Genomic DNA, 13,393 nt, shown 5'->3' with positions numbered 1-13,393 from the left:
GTCTCAGAGCACCTGAGACAGGAAGGTGCGCAGGCGGTCCGACTTGGCGTCGTCGAAGAGCTGCCCGGGGTCACCGGTCTCCACCACGGCGCCGTGGTCCATGAACAACACGTTGTCACTCACGTTGCGGGCGAAGCCCATTTCGTGGGTGACCACGACCATGGTCATCCCCTCGGACGCGAGGTCGGCCATCAGCGCCAGCACGCCCTTGACGAGCTCGGGATCGAGGGCCGAGGTCGCCTCGTCGAAGAACATGACCTCCGGCGTCATCGCGAGCGCCCGGGCGATGGCGACGCGCTGCTGCTGACCGCCCGACAGACGCGCCGGCCGCACGTCGGCCTTCTGGGTCAGGCCGACGATCTCGAGCTGCTTGAGCGCGACCTCGCGGGCCTCCTCCTTGCTGAGCCCCTTGAGTTTCCGGGGTCCCAGGGCGACGTTCTCGACAACCGTCTTGTGAGGGAACAGGTTGAAGTGCTGGAACACCATGCCGATTCGGCGGCGCAGTTCATCCGGGTTGTCCTTCAGGACGGACCGGCCGTCGAGCAGGATGTCACCCTTGTCGGGCTCGTGCAGGCGGTTGAGCACGCGCAGGAGCGTCGACTTGCCCGACCCCGACGGCCCGATGACGGTGGTCGTCGTCCCGGCGTCGACCTGGATGTCGACGCCGCGCAGCACATGATGCTCGCCGAAGGACAGGTGTAGGTCGGTGCCGGTCAGTGACACCGCTTTTCGTGTGGTGGTGGCAGTCATGGCCTATCCCTTCTCGACGGCGGTGGCGGGCAACGGGTCATCGTGGACCTCGGTGGGCCTGCCGGTGCGGAGGCGACGGTCGATGTAGTTGACCAGGTGCGTCAGCGGGATGGTCAGGATGAGGTACATGATGCCCGCGGCGACCAGCGGCGACAGGTTTCCGGTCTGCGCGTTGAGGTCTCGGCCGACGGCGAAGAGCTCTCGCTGGCTGGCCAGCAGTCCGAGGAAGTAGACCAGGGAGCTGTCCTTGATCAGGCTGATGAACTGATTCATCAGCGCGGGCAGCACCCTCCGGACGCCCTGCGGCACCACGACCAGCCGCATCGACTGGCGGTAGCTGAAGCCGATGGCACGGGACGCCTCGAGTTGACCGTCGTCGACGCTCTGGATACCGGATCGGAAGATCTCGCCGATGTAGGCGGCCGCAAGCAGGGCCAGGGCCACCGCTCCGAGCCAGTACGGGTTGTTGCCGGTGATGCCCTTGACCACCGGGCCGACGCCCAGGCCGACGATGAGGATGACGACCACGGCCGGCAGACCGCGGAAGATGTCGGTGTACACGCGTGCGAGCCAGCGCAACCAGCGCGACCGGGAGATGCCGCAGATCGCCAGGATCATGCCCAGGATGGTGCCGAGCACACCGGACACGACCGAGAGGATCAGCGTGTTCACCAGGCCGGTCTTGACCAGTTCGGGGAAGGACTTCCCGTACAGGTCCCAGTTGAAGAAGGTGTCGCCGAGCTGCTGGAGCGTGCTCTTCGGCTTGGTGGTCTCGGTCGGGCCGGCCTTCTCGGCGTTCTCCGCGGCGATGGCGGCGATGTCGGAGAGTTCGGGTGTCGGCGCGGCCTTGCTGCCCGGCTTCCAGCCCTCCGGCAGTTCTCGCGGCACCCAGTCCTCGTACAGCTTGGCGTAGGTGCCGTCGGCGATGATGGCGTCGAGTCCCGAGTTCAGCGCCTCGACGAGATTGGGCTTGTTCTTACCGACCGCCCACGCGATGAAGTTGTTGACGCTGAAGGTGTTCTCGACGATCGCAGTGCTGTCGCCCTCGCGGACCGCTCCCTCGGCTTGCTGTGACGGCGCCACCCAGGCGTCGACCTGACCGCTCTTGAGGTTGGCGTAGGCCGTCGCGTAGTCGGGGAACTTGACCGGGTCCAGGCCGAGGGTGTTGATGACGTAGTCGTCCTGCACGGTGCCCTGCACGACCGCGATGCGGGTGGCTTCCGAGAGATCACCGAAGCTCTTGACGGAACCGTTCGTGGGTGCGACGAGCGAGAAGTAGCCGAAGTCGTAGCCGTTGGTGAAATCGACGGTCTTGCGGCGGTCGTCGGTGGTGGTGATCGATGACGACCCGACGTCGAACCGGTTGTTGGCGACCTGCGAGAGCAGACCGGCGAACTCGGTGCCGTTGAACTCGACCTGCAGACCCAGTTTCGCGGCGACGGCCTTCAGAAGCTCGTTGTCGAAGCCGGTGAAGTCACCGGCGCTGTTGACGCAGATGCTGGGTCCGGCGTCGGACAGCGTGCCGACGGAGAGCTTGCCCGGCGCGAGCAACTCGAGCGCATTCAGGTCGAGCTGATCGATCGGCGTCGTGTTCGGGGTGGTGTATTTGTCCTCCCCGCCCTGTTCCGCCGCGGCCAGGTTGACCGGAGCGGCCGACGCGGATGCGAGACCAGCCGGGGCACAGCTGTCGTCAGGTGCTGCCTGAGCGTGCGGCGCAGGTCCGCCGAGGATGGACAGAAGGCCGATGATGGCGGCCGTCAGCGCGAGCGCTAGGAGACGAACCACGCGCGGTACGGCTCGAGCGCGGTGAGATCGGTGGTTGGACACCACTCCGAGACTATCTGCGGCGCCACGCGAGGTCCCAATTTTTCGCTCGCCGGTGGTTCTAACCGCGCTGAACTGGGGTTTGTCCGGGTTGTCGGATTGCCCGTCGCTCAGCCATCAAGCAGCCCCACCGAGCGAAACCTGTGGCTGGGGTTTTACTCGGCACGCTGACAACTCTCATCTATCGCGGCGCGCTGACATTCAAACTTCGCTCCCCGACCACCCGGGATAGGACGGCCCGGGAGCGGTCAAGTCGCCCATGTCACCGCAGATACTCGGGTCAGGCATCGGTTCCCGCCCCCACTCGTCCTGACCCGACGTCGGCGCCCAGGAATCCTTGTACTCCGAGATCCACCAGTCTCCGAATACGTCATACCCGGGAAACAGCTTGGGACCGGGCCGACTTTCCGGCGGAGACTCGCCCTCCCGGTGAAACGTCAAGCGGTCGACCGCCACGAATCTGTTGTGGGCATCGGGGATATTTTTCGAATCGAAATAGGGCGGAAAACTCGCTGGATCGGAGCTTACCTTTCCGGAAGTGCAGACAAGCGCGACAGCTGAATTGTCGCCGATGTCACGAACGTCAGCTATCTTGTGGATCTCATCCACTGTCTGGTAGTCGCTGCTTCCCAATGGGGGCATCCAATCCTTCCGCCCAGGGATCGCGTCTTTGATGCCCGGAAACTCACCGTCAACATTCCAATCGAAGAGCAGAAGGGCCTCTCCTTCGATTACCCCACGAATGAACGTTCCCGTCGGGGATGACAGGTCGACAGCACCGTTCTCAAGCCATCGGGTTCTCCACTGCAAACGGTCGGCTGCACGGGCCTCCGAGGGGGACGCCGTTCGGACTGAACTCGACGTGGTGCTGCCTGCAGACCCCGAGGACGGGGACCGATCAATGTCACCGCAAGCAGTCACAAGCCCAAGACACAGAACAACTATCGCAGCAACGTCAGCGCGGCGCACGATCTACTACCTCCATGGACTGGTCAGAATCGTTGATCGTCGGGTCTTCGAGTGATTCACCGAAGTGGTCGTTGTATTCGAAACGAATACTCACCGCACCGATCTCCTTCGAGAATCTCGTGAATTCTCGGCCGTTGGCCTGAACTATTTCTAGGTCAAGGGAACCGTCTGGCCTCACGAACGTTATCTGAGAACCGTCGCGCGCAGTCCACGCCTTACCCCAAAGATCTGGCCGGTCCTCGACGTATCCGGACGTCACATGAACAACCCGGTCCTGCCCGGCCGTCAGTTTGTCGAGGCTGGTCCCAAGGTCCCCAAGCTCTGTCTTCCATGCAGCCTCGTTATCTTGCGGATCGGCAGTTGGCAACGCGACCTCATCCATCTTCACGAGTGGTACTGCCGAACCTGCGACCTCCGAAAGCCCAGGAACTTTTAAGCCGCCGGCAGCCAAGAGTCCACCTGCTGAATCGATCAGAAAAGACTTCTCGTTGCACTCGCGCACCCGCTCCCATTGGTCGTTGTCGGCGAGGGTTGTCAACGCATTGGTAAGGCCGTCATCCATGGATTTGTGCATCTTCGCCGCTGCAGTGGCCAACTCCGCGTTGTCTGGGTCGCTGCCGTACTCATGCGCAAGGAAGTTCTCCCACTGCACCGCAGCACTCAACGCCACTCGACCGGCACCAGGATCCGTTGACAGAACCCCGATCAGCTTCGAGAACTCGACCGTGTCTTCAAGCTGACCGGCCGTGTGGTTGGTCAACACCTCGTCCGGAGCGCCGGCAAAGTTACCGAAGTACGGCGCCAGATTCTTGGCAAGTACTTGCGATAGCAGGGCATTCCGGTCACCGAATGTCTCGTACTTGTTGTTCCCCGCGGAGTCTCGTTCGACAACCAAGGAGTCGAGTTCGTTCTCGTGGTCAATTATGACGCGTGCCAATGCATTTGCTGCCTTGCCACCAAGCTGTCCCTCGAACCCGTCTGCAGGCGCCGCGGCTCCGATCCAATCGAACAGATCTCTACCGCCCGACAAGTCGCCCTCTTCACCGATCTTCGCGCCGTCGATAGACCACCGCTCAGACAGGATGTTCAACACGTGCGCGTCGGCGTCGTACCTATGCCCCTCGGCAACAGTCGCGGCCATCCGTTCCCCTGTGAGAAAGTCCGTCACCGCCTGCCGGTCGTGACTCGAGTTGGTAAGCATTGAGCTCGCAAGCTTCCGAACATCCTCGACGCATTGGTTCTCGTCACGCATGCCAAAGAGCTTGTCTTCGTCGTCCGGAAGAGCGCCTACGATCTCAGAGGCCTGTTTGAGCATCCCGCGATCGACATCCGTTCCGAGTTGTAGACCACGGTCGGTGCGGTCACTCAGTATCGTGTTCAAAGTTTTGAAATCATCCAGGCGTGGGACCCCAGCGAATGAGTACGGAAATCCCGTCGATATACCCGCGGTCGTGTACTCGATTGGGTTGTCGCGCAGTAGCGAGACAACCGAGTCAGGTAGGCGGTCGAGCCCGCCCGTTGAACCCGCGTTCGTATGCAAATTCGGATTCGACATGATGCGGAACGCATCTCCGATAGCCCCGGCGCAGCGTTATTGATACTGAGTAGCTCGTCCATGTTCGCCGTCTTGAGCTCGTTCATGATGCTGCTCAGGTAGTCGTACTGCCCCTGAGGGATCTCAGTAGCTTGCCCATCACTCAGCGCTTCGAGCTGCTCAGGACTCAACGACGCCGCTTGCCTCAGTCGATCTCGGGCCGCGGGAGACAGCTTGCCGTCCCTGAGTGCCTTCAGGTCGATCTCTGACTGGCGGACACTGAATCCCGCGGTGACGGGCGTAAGTGTTCTGATGAGTTCTTCTGCTTCACTGATCGCGCGCTTCGTGTCGAGGTCAGCGGTGTGCAACTCTTGGGCGAGTCTTTGCAGTCGAATGGTCTCGTTGGTAGCTTCTTCGCCCCGAATTCGACGGGCTTCGGCGATCGCCGACAGTGCTGTGGGGTCGCCCTCGTTGCGTTTCTCTTCTGATGCGTAGTCTCGCAAGTCGCGGACTGTCCACTCCTCCGAGACTGAGAACTGGTCGTTTTCGAGGTTGGTAGCCGACGTATTGAGGCTCGCGACCATCGGAGCCATCCGGCTGCCACCCGACTTGAACGCTTCGCCGAGTTGGTCGACGGCGTCCGCTGCGCGGGTCATCTGTGTCTTTTCTCGGTCCGCGCGGGTCAACGCCCCGTCACGAGCGGCCCCCTTCCAGTCGAGGCCGGTTACCTTTGCATGCAGCTGCTCGGCTTTACCCTCGATTGCGGAGGACACCGGTACCAGTGCGGACGCCGCATGAGCGAGTATCTCGGGGTGTGCATCGCGGACAACACTGCGCGTCTTCGCCACCATCACTCAGGACGCTGATTGAGGTCGCCAAGCGCCTCTAGTAGTCGGGCGGCCACATAGTCCGCGTTGACCATCGCGATCGAAGCGGACTCCAGCGCATCGCCAAACTGCTCGTGTCGACCTGCAATCGTTGTAAGAGCCTGCTTCACCGACCCGTCGACCCAGGCGGCGGCGGATGCGGTCTCGAAACCCGCCAATGAGTTCCCGATCGCTCCAAACGCCGGCGCTTCGATTCCCCGAATCGACGCCCCCAACGAATGCAGGTGAGTCGCCGTCTCAGCAAGGCTGCCCGTGTTCACCTCTACAGTCTTCGGTGTCACTATTCCCCCACCCAACCGCATGGCCACGCACGGCATGGCCATGATCAGCACAAATGTCTTCGCGATCCTAACCCGGCCAGAACGCGGGTGCACCTAGGTACTCCCCAGGGCTGGCGGCGGACATGCTTTCGTTGCCCGCTCCGCCCCGATTCGCAGGTGTCGCGGTTCGTATCGGCGGGCGTTACGAACCGCGACATCTGGCTGCTAGCCGCGCGCGGCGATCCGCGCCTGGACCTCGGTGCGCCGAAGCGGCGGCACCGTCTTCGGCGGCTGGCGTCGCTCGGGCAGGGCGTCGAGCAGGGTGCGGGTGGCCGCGGTGACGGCGGTTACCGCGGCTTCGAAGGCCTCAGCGTTGGCCGGCGACGGGTGCCGCACGCCGCTCACCTTGCGGACGTATTGCCGCGCGGCCGCCTCGACCTCGTCGGCCGTGGCGGGCGGTTCCAGTCCGCGCAGTTCGGTGATGTTGCGGCACATGGCGGTTCCCTTCGCAGGTGGGTTCTCCTGCGGTCGTCGCCGGCCGAGCCGATGTCCTCAGTCGCCGATCTTGACGACCGCCTTACCCAGGATCCGCCCTTCGGCGAGATCGGTCAACGCCTCGGGCAACTGATCCAGCGAGTAGGTGACGTTGACCTGCGGGGTCATGCCGTCGGCGATCATCTGCGTCAGCTCCTGGTGCAGGATCGCCGGGAGGTCCGGGTGGGTGCGCACGTATTCGCCCCACGCAGCACCGACTACGGCGATGTTGCGGAAGAGCACGCGGTTGAGCTTGACCGTCGGGATTCCGCCCGCGGCGAAGCCGATCACGACGTAGCGGCCGTCCGGCGCGACCTGACGCAGCGCCTCGTCGAAGACCTCACCACCGGACGGGTCGATCATGACGTCGACGCCCTTGGGCGCGACCTCTCGGAGCTTGTCGCCCCAGCCCTCTTCGAGCTGCACGATCGCGTCGGCGCCCGCGCTGCGCAGCAACTCCTCGGCCCCCTTGCGATGGACGATGGCGACGACCTTGGCGCCCATGGCCTTCGCGACCATGATCGAGGCGGTGCCGACGCCGCCGGCCGCGCCCAGAACACCGACGACCTCGCCGGGCTGGGTGTGCGCGCGGGTCTTCAGGGCGAACAGGGCGGTCTGATAGTTGATGCCCATCGCCGAACCCTGCTCGAAACTGAGCCCCTCGGGCAGCGGCAGCAGCTGCTCCGGCGCGGCGGCGACCTGTTCGGCGAAACCGCCGACGATCGATGCGACGAGGACCTTGTCCCCCACCTTCACCGACGAACCCTCGGGCGCCGACCGCACCACACCGGCGACCTCGGTACCCGGGGTGAACGGGGTGGGCACGCGCAGCTGGTACTTCCCCTGGCTCATCAGGAGGTCCGGGAAACACACACCGCAGGACTTGACGTCGACGACGACCTGGCCGTCGGCGGGAGTGGGATCGGGAACCTCGGTCAATTCGAGTCCGGAAGGGCCTGTCTCTGCACTGAGTACCTGAGCTTTCATACCGGTCACCCTACGCGGCGCCGCTCACACACCCGATAGGATCTGTGCCATGTCACAGTCCACGGCGCCGTCGCCGAACGCACCGTCCCCCGAACGCCGCAAAGTCGCCGACGAAACACCCGGCTTCATGCCGCTCGACGAGGCACAGACGCTGTTCGAGATCGCCGGAGAGTATCTGTCCCAACCGGATTCGACGAAGGTCGGCGTGGAGATCGGCACCTACTGCGGAAAGTCCACGGTTTTCCTGGGTTCCGCCGCCGAGGCCAACGACGCCGTCATCGTCACCGTCGACCACCACCGCGGTTCCGAAGAACACCAGCCCGGCTGGGAGTACCACGACGAGTCGCTGGTCGACCCGCACACCGGCACGCTCGACACCTCGGCACGCTTCCGCCGCACCATGTTCGACGCCGGGCTGGAGAAGACCGTCGTCGGACTTCTCGCCCCCTCGACCGTGGCCGCGCGAGTCTGGGGCAAGCCGGCCGACTTCGTCTTCATCGACGGCGGCCACAGCATGGAAGCCGCCCAGAACGACCTCGACGGCTGGGCGCCGTGGGTCCGTATCGGCGGCGCACTGCTGATCCACGACGTCTTCCCCGACCCCGCCGACGGCGGACGCCCGCCCTACGAGATCTATTGCCAGGCACTGGAGACCGGCCAGTTCACCGAGGTCCGGGCCGAGGGCTCACTGCGCGTGCTGCGCCGCGACTCGGGCGAGATCGGGGCACCGCTGAAGGGCTAGTCCCTTCGATACGCTCGCCGGCTCGCTACTCAGGGAGCAGAACAACGCTCGCCGGCTCGCTACTCAGGGAGCAGAACAACGCTGGCCCGCTCGCTACTCAGGGAGCGAACCGGCGAGCATCGCACGCGCCTTTCCGAGGACGTCGGGATACCGCTTGAGGTGGGCCCCGCCGTTCACGTCGAAGGCCGCGCCGGTGATCCATCGGGCCTTGTCAGAAGCGAGAAAGACGATGGTGTCGGCGATCTCAGCCGGTTCGCCGCTGCGTCCGAGCGGAGTGTTCTCGATGTACTCCTCGGTGAGACCCGGCACGAATCCGATGCCCTCGGTCAGGGGCGTCTGCACCAGGCCGGGCGACACGGCGTTGACCCGTATCCCTCGCTCCGCCAGCTCCAGTGCGGCGACTTCCACGAGCATCAGTACACCCGCCTTCGACGCGCAGTACGAACCCATCCCGGCACCCGGTTGACGGCCGTTGAGCGAGGCGATGCAGGTGATCGACCCGCCGTCGGCAATCCGACGACCGGCGTGCTTGATCACCAGGAACGTGCCCGTCAGGCAGACATCCACGGTGTGCTGCCACGCGCTGAGCTCGAGTTCGGTGAGCGCACCGGGATCGGACAGTCCCGCACAGTTCACCACGGTGTCGAACTTCCCGATCGCGTCGAACGCCGCGATCACCGAGTTCTCGTCGGTGACGTCGAGATGCAGTGCGCGGACGGTGTCGCCTCGCTCGGCGGCGATCGTTTCCGCACGGTCGGCGTCGACGTCGGCGACGACGACCTCCACGCCCTCGGCCGTCAGGGCGTCGACCGTCGCGAGCCCGATGCCCGACGCCCCGCCGATGACGACGGCGCGCTTCACCGGGCGCTCACCGTCTGGTCGGCGAGGTGGCGGGTGAGGAACGAGATCGCGTGCCCGACACACGGTTCGAACCAGTCGTTGCCCTCGAAGACATCGAAGTGATCGCATGGGTAGTGCCGCACCTCGGCGCGTGCCTTGAAGGCCGTCTTGGCCGCCGCGTGAGGCGGCGCAGCGGAATCGTGGTCGGCGATCTGCACGAGCACAGGAGCGTGAATATCACTGACGTGCTTGTCCGCGCGGAACCCGCCGATCTCCAGGCCGACCGACGCGTCGACCTCGTTGCGCCACGACGGTCCGGCGATCGCGAGGTAGCTCTCCAGGAATCCCGGTGCGGTCAGTGCCGCATCGCGATCGCCCGGCTCTCCGACGACCCGCATCATCTTCGGGCCGCGACCCAGCTTCGAGGAAACCGCGCTCGCCACCGCCGACGCCGTCGAGCGCGCGATGGCCGCTCCCCCGACCTGGTCGTAGGCCACGCGACCGGCGGCGAGGCCGTTCACCAGTGGGATCACCGAGATCACCGCGGCGATGTCGGCGCGGCCGCTGGAGACCGTCAGTGCGTGACCGCCCGACTGGGAGACTCCCCAGAGGATGACCCGATCCGGGTCGACGCCGGGCTGCTTCTTCGCCGCGACGATCGCTGCGCGATAGTCGTCGGCCTGGCGTTCGAGCGAGATCTGCTGTCGCGGTTGCCCTCCCGACAACCCGAAACCGCGGTAGTCGAAGGCGAAGACCGCGAGCCCGGCCTCCGCGAAGCGCTGCGCGAATGGCGCGAGACCCGAATCCTTGGTGCCCGCGAAACCATGCGCCATCACGACGACGGGACGTTTGCCGTCGACCTCGAAGGGCGAGTCCGACGATCCGGTGAAGAACCATGCATCGCAATCGATGCCGGACGATGGGAAACGAACGGTCTGAGCTCCGGACGGTGTGGTCATGCGGTGGCCTCCGCTTCCGAGATCGTGCCGACGGACACGGACTCAGCAACGCCGGCCCAGGTCATCGGACCCTGCTCCTGCGCGCGGCGTCGACCGTCGGGAATCTCCTTGGTTCGCATGTTGTGTTCGTACAGATAGTGGTCGAGCTGCTGCGTGTGTCGGGCGCTCTGGACCATGTGACCGGTGAAGAACTCCGTGTCCGCTGCGATCGTGGCCCGCATCTCCGCCACCGACGGCGGCCGGTAGTGGCCGGTCGCGTACGCGCCGATCAGGCGCGACTGACATTCGACGAACGGGAAGAGCGTCGGGACCGCCTGGGCGAAACCGGCGAAGACGAGGTCGTCGATACCCGGATAGAACATCCGCTTGTAGAGGTCGATGCGGTTGCCGGGGGCGGAGATGAAGTCCGGGTCGAAGAACGGGAAGGTGATGTTGTATCCCGTTGCATAGATGATGATGTCGAAGTCGTCGGAGGTGCCGTCGTCGAAGTGCACCGTCGACCCGTCGAGGCGACTGACGTTCGGCTTGGCGATGACGTCGCCCGATCCGAGTCGTAGTGGCAGCTCCACCGACTGCGTCGGATGTGCCTCGAAGAACTTGTGATTCGGCGTCGGCAGGCCGTAGTCCTCGGGTCGGCCGGCGGTCACCGGCTGCATGATCTGCACGAACTTGCGCTGCCAGGCCATCGGGATGTGCGGTGAGGTCCTGTAGTACTTGTCGGCGGGCTTGCCGCCGAAGTACTTCGGCACGATCCAGGCACCGGAGCGGGTCGACAGCGTCAGCTTGTTGTCGAGAGCCTTCGACGACAACTCGACTGCGATGTCGGCCGCGCTGTTCCCCAGGCCGACGACCAGGATGCGTTTGCCCATGAAGTCATGTGGGGTCCGCGGATCGATGTAGTGGTGGGCGTGCATCTCGATGCCGTCGAACTTGCCCGGGAAGTTCGGATACCGCGGGTCCCAGTGGTGCCCGTTGGCGACGACGAGGAGATCGAAGCGGCGTCGTTCACCGCGCTGGGTCTCCAACTCCCAGCCCCCGCCGTCGAGTCGACGGGCGTGCTCGACGCCATTGGTGAACTCGATCGAGGAGGTGAGGTCGAAGGCCTCCGCGTAGGAGTCGAGATAGGCCTTGATCTGCGTGTGGTGCGGAAAGTCGGGGTACTCGTCGGGCATCGGGAAATCCCGGAAGGACAACTGATGCTTGGAGGTGTCGATGTGGAGCGACCGGTATGCGCTGCTGTGGCCGTTCGGGTTTCCGAAAGCCCAGTTGCCGCCGATGCGGTCGGAGCTCTCGAAGCAGGTGTACGGGACGCCGTAGTCGGTCAGCATCTTGCCCGCGGTCAGGCCGCTGATCCCGGCTCCGATGATCGCGGTGGTTGGTAACGGCACACTGCCCCCCTCTGGACAAACATGATCTGTAGACACAATCTGGTTTGTGTCTACACCCATGGCCCCGGCCGTGTACACAGATTCCGCGAACTGTCTACGGGCTTGTTAGTCTTCGGCGGAGCGCTGACGACGGCGCACGCCCAGGCGACGAGCGACGCAGGAGATCCCCGTGACCGAGACAACCAACCCGTCGGTCCACGACCGGTTGCTCGACGCCACCGAGAAGCTGCTGGCCGAGAAGGGTATTCGGGCGACGACGATGCAGCAGGTCGCCGAGTCCGCCGGCGTCTCCCGGGCGTGGTTGTACCGGCACTACCCCGACAAACCGTCGATGATCGGCGCGACCATCGTTCGGCTGACAGAGTCGTTCTGGCGCGACGCACGCGCGACGCTCGACGGCATCGGCGATCTCGCCGGACAGCTGACCGCCGGCGTACGGATCGGGCGCGGCGCCTACGACGACCCCGGAACCCTTCTCATGCGATTGCGCACCGACGAGCCGACGGAGTTCGCCGAATGCGCGGGCGTCGGCGTCGTGAAACTGGTCCCCGACCTCGCCGGCTTCTGGTTCCCGTACGTCGAGGCAGCCGCGCGGCGCGGGGAGATCCACGCCGGACACGACCTGCACGAGGTCGCCGAATGGGTTGCGCGCGTATTGATCAGCCTCGGCACATCGCCGGGCGAGACCGTCGACATCGACGACGCCGAACAGGTTCGCCGCCACCTCGACCGCTTCGTTCTACCCGGCCTGCGCACCGACCCGAATCCCTGACGCTCGCAGGCGTTTCAGGGTTGCTGTCAGTCGGGCACGCCCGGCGGGACCGAGTTCAGCAGTGCACCCGCCTCCAGACGCAACTGCTGTCCGGTCATGTAGCGGGAGGCATCGGACGCCAGATACACGACGGCCTCGCTGATGTCCTCCGGCGGGATGAGATCGACCGGCATGCCGTGCAACGCCGCGAAAACGCCCTTGACGTCGTCGTACGTCGGCTTCTCGAGGTCGGGACGGAACAGATGGTAGATCTCGTCGTGGTGCACCATCGGGGTGTCGACGTTGCCCGGGTGAATGGCGTTGACCCGGATGCCCTTCGGCGCGAGGTTGCGTGCCAGGTCGTTCACCAGCCGCGCCACCGCCCGCTTCGAGTGGCTGTATCCCGAGGCTCCCGGTCCGGCCTCCTTCGACTCGAATGAACCCATGAACGCCGCCATTGATCCGATGCAGATGATTGACGCGCCCGACTCCAGGTGGGGCACAGTCAGTTCGAGGGTGTTGATGACTCCGCCGAGGTTCACCGCGACCGTGTTGAGCCACGTCACGGACGGACTGTCGGGACCGAGCGGACTCACCCCGGCGTTGGCGACCACGATGTCGAGACGCCCGAACTCGGCCACCGCGTCGTCGATGGCAGCCTTGAGCGCATCCCGGCTGCGCACGTCGGCGATCTTGGTGATGACGCGGCGATCGAAGGAGTCGACGATCTTCGCCGTCTGCGCCAGATCGTCCGGTGTGCTCATCCCGTAGTTCACCGTCGGGATCTGGTCGCAGATGTCGATCGCGATGACATCGGCGCCCTGCTCGGCCAGGCGAGCGGCGTGGCTACGTCCTTGTCCGCGCGCCGCGCCGGTGATCAGGGCGACCTTGCCGTCGAGCCGTGTGTCCACTTCCTTCTCCTCTGGTGTGCAGACTCTCGGCCGGACGACGCCGACCGCGTTCGGTGG

11 protein-coding genes and 1 pseudogene are annotated in these 13,393 nt (G+C 64.8%); 2 read left to right on the top strand and 10 right to left on the bottom strand.

What is annotated here, in order from left to right; genetic code table 11:
• Positions 1–3: 3 nt before the first annotated feature.
• The 6 genes and pseudogenes from LQD00_RS16580 to LQD00_RS16550 all read right to left on the bottom strand — a co-directional run bounded on the left by LQD00_RS16580 (position 4) and on the right by LQD00_RS16550 (position 7,745).
• Positions 4–750, bottom strand: coding sequence for an amino acid ABC transporter ATP-binding protein (locus LQD00_RS16580; protein ID WP_006866147.1), 747 nt, complete (start codon positions 748–750; stop codon positions 4–6).
• 3 nt (positions 751–753) lie between these two features.
• On the bottom strand, positions 754–2,535 hold the full coding sequence (locus tag LQD00_RS16575; RefSeq protein WP_232718243.1) for an ABC transporter substrate-binding protein/permease: 1,782 nt from the start codon (positions 2,533–2,535) through the stop codon (positions 754–756).
• Between the two features lie 994 nt (positions 2,536–3,529).
• A pseudogene (locus LQD00_RS16570) lies at positions 3,530–5,661 on the bottom strand (TPR repeat region-containing protein).
• Positions 5,662–5,927: 266 nt separating this feature from the next.
• On the bottom strand, positions 5,928–6,224 hold the full coding sequence (locus LQD00_RS16560) for a hypothetical protein (RefSeq protein WP_232718240.1): 297 nt from the start codon (positions 6,222–6,224) through the stop codon (positions 5,928–5,930).
• Positions 6,225–6,449: 225 nt separating this feature from the next.
• Positions 6,450–6,719, bottom strand: a complete 270-nt coding sequence (locus tag LQD00_RS16555; protein WP_232718239.1) for a DUF2277 domain-containing protein — start codon at positions 6,717–6,719, stop codon at positions 6,450–6,452.
• A 57-nt stretch (positions 6,720–6,776) separates the two neighbouring features.
• A complete protein-coding gene (locus LQD00_RS16550) occupies positions 6,777–7,745 on the bottom strand; it encodes an NADPH:quinone oxidoreductase family protein (protein ID WP_232718238.1) in 969 nt (322 codons plus the stop codon).
• 49 nt (positions 7,746–7,794) lie between these two features.
• Between LQD00_RS16550 and LQD00_RS16545 the strand changes: the two genes are divergently transcribed.
• The gene (locus tag LQD00_RS16545; RefSeq protein ID WP_232718237.1) at positions 7,795–8,487 is read left to right on the top strand and encodes a class I SAM-dependent methyltransferase; all 693 of its coding nucleotides are present in this window, start codon (positions 7,795–7,797) and stop codon (positions 8,485–8,487) included.
• 93 nt (positions 8,488–8,580) lie between these two features.
• Here LQD00_RS16545 and LQD00_RS16540 read toward each other — a convergent pair whose 3' ends face one another.
• The 3 genes from LQD00_RS16540 to LQD00_RS16530 are packed head-to-tail and all read right to left on the bottom strand — an operon-like array spanning position 8,581 to position 11,674.
• Positions 8,581–9,348, bottom strand: a complete 768-nt coding sequence (locus LQD00_RS16540; RefSeq protein ID WP_232718236.1) for an SDR family NAD(P)-dependent oxidoreductase — start codon at positions 9,346–9,348, stop codon at positions 8,581–8,583.
• Positions 9,345–10,286 carry an alpha/beta hydrolase gene (locus tag LQD00_RS16535; RefSeq protein WP_232718235.1) on the bottom strand — a complete coding sequence of 314 codons (942 nt, stop codon included), beginning with the start codon at positions 10,284–10,286 and terminating at the stop codon, positions 9,345–9,347. Before LQD00_RS16535 ends, LQD00_RS16540 begins: the two co-directional genes overlap by 4 nt.
• Complete coding sequence (locus tag LQD00_RS16530; RefSeq protein WP_232718234.1) at positions 10,283–11,674, bottom strand: flavin-containing monooxygenase; 1,392 nt, start codon at positions 11,672–11,674, stop codon at positions 10,283–10,285. Before LQD00_RS16530 ends, LQD00_RS16535 begins: the two co-directional genes overlap by 4 nt.
• 169 nt (positions 11,675–11,843) lie before the next feature.
• On the opposite strand from LQD00_RS16530, the gene LQD00_RS16525 reads away from it, so the two are divergent.
• The gene (locus tag LQD00_RS16525) at positions 11,844–12,446 is read left to right on the top strand and encodes a TetR/AcrR family transcriptional regulator (protein ID WP_232718233.1); all 603 of its coding nucleotides are present in this window, start codon (positions 11,844–11,846) and stop codon (positions 12,444–12,446) included.
• A 26-nt stretch (positions 12,447–12,472) separates the two neighbouring features.
• On the opposite strand, the gene LQD00_RS16520 is transcribed toward LQD00_RS16525, so the two are convergent.
• Positions 12,473–13,336: a mycofactocin-coupled SDR family oxidoreductase gene (locus tag LQD00_RS16520; protein WP_006866157.1), complete on the bottom strand. Its 864-nt coding sequence runs from the start codon at positions 13,334–13,336 to the stop codon at positions 12,473–12,475.
• Between the last annotated feature and the right edge of the window lie 57 nt (positions 13,337–13,393).

This window comes from Gordonia metallireducens (genome assembly GCF_021245825.1).
In the GTDB taxonomy this organism is placed as follows: domain Bacteria; phylum Actinomycetota; class Actinomycetes; order Mycobacteriales; family Mycobacteriaceae; genus Gordonia; species Gordonia namibiensis.
Note: the sequence above shows the minus strand (reverse complement) of the source record. Positions and strands in the feature narration are given on the sequence as shown.

What these genes read in the sequence shown, in the direction of transcription:
- LQD00_RS16580 (WP_006866147.1), bottom strand. Translation starts at nt 750, where the DNA reads ATGACTGCCACCACCACACGAAAAGCGGTGTCACTGACCGGCACCGAC.
- LQD00_RS16555 (WP_232718239.1), bottom strand. Translation starts at nt 6,719, where the DNA reads ATGTGCCGCAACATCACCGAACTGCGCGGACTGGAACCGCCCGCCACG.
- LQD00_RS16550 (WP_232718238.1), bottom strand. Translation starts at nt 7,745, where the DNA reads ATGAAAGCTCAGGTACTCAGTGCAGAGACAGGCCCTTCCGGACTCGAA.
- LQD00_RS16545 (WP_232718237.1), top strand. Translation starts at nt 7,795, where the DNA reads ATGTCACAGTCCACGGCGCCGTCGCCGAACGCACCGTCCCCCGAACGC.
- LQD00_RS16535 (WP_232718235.1), bottom strand. Translation starts at nt 10,286, where the DNA reads ATGACCACACCGTCCGGAGCTCAGACCGTTCGTTTCCCATCGTCCGGC.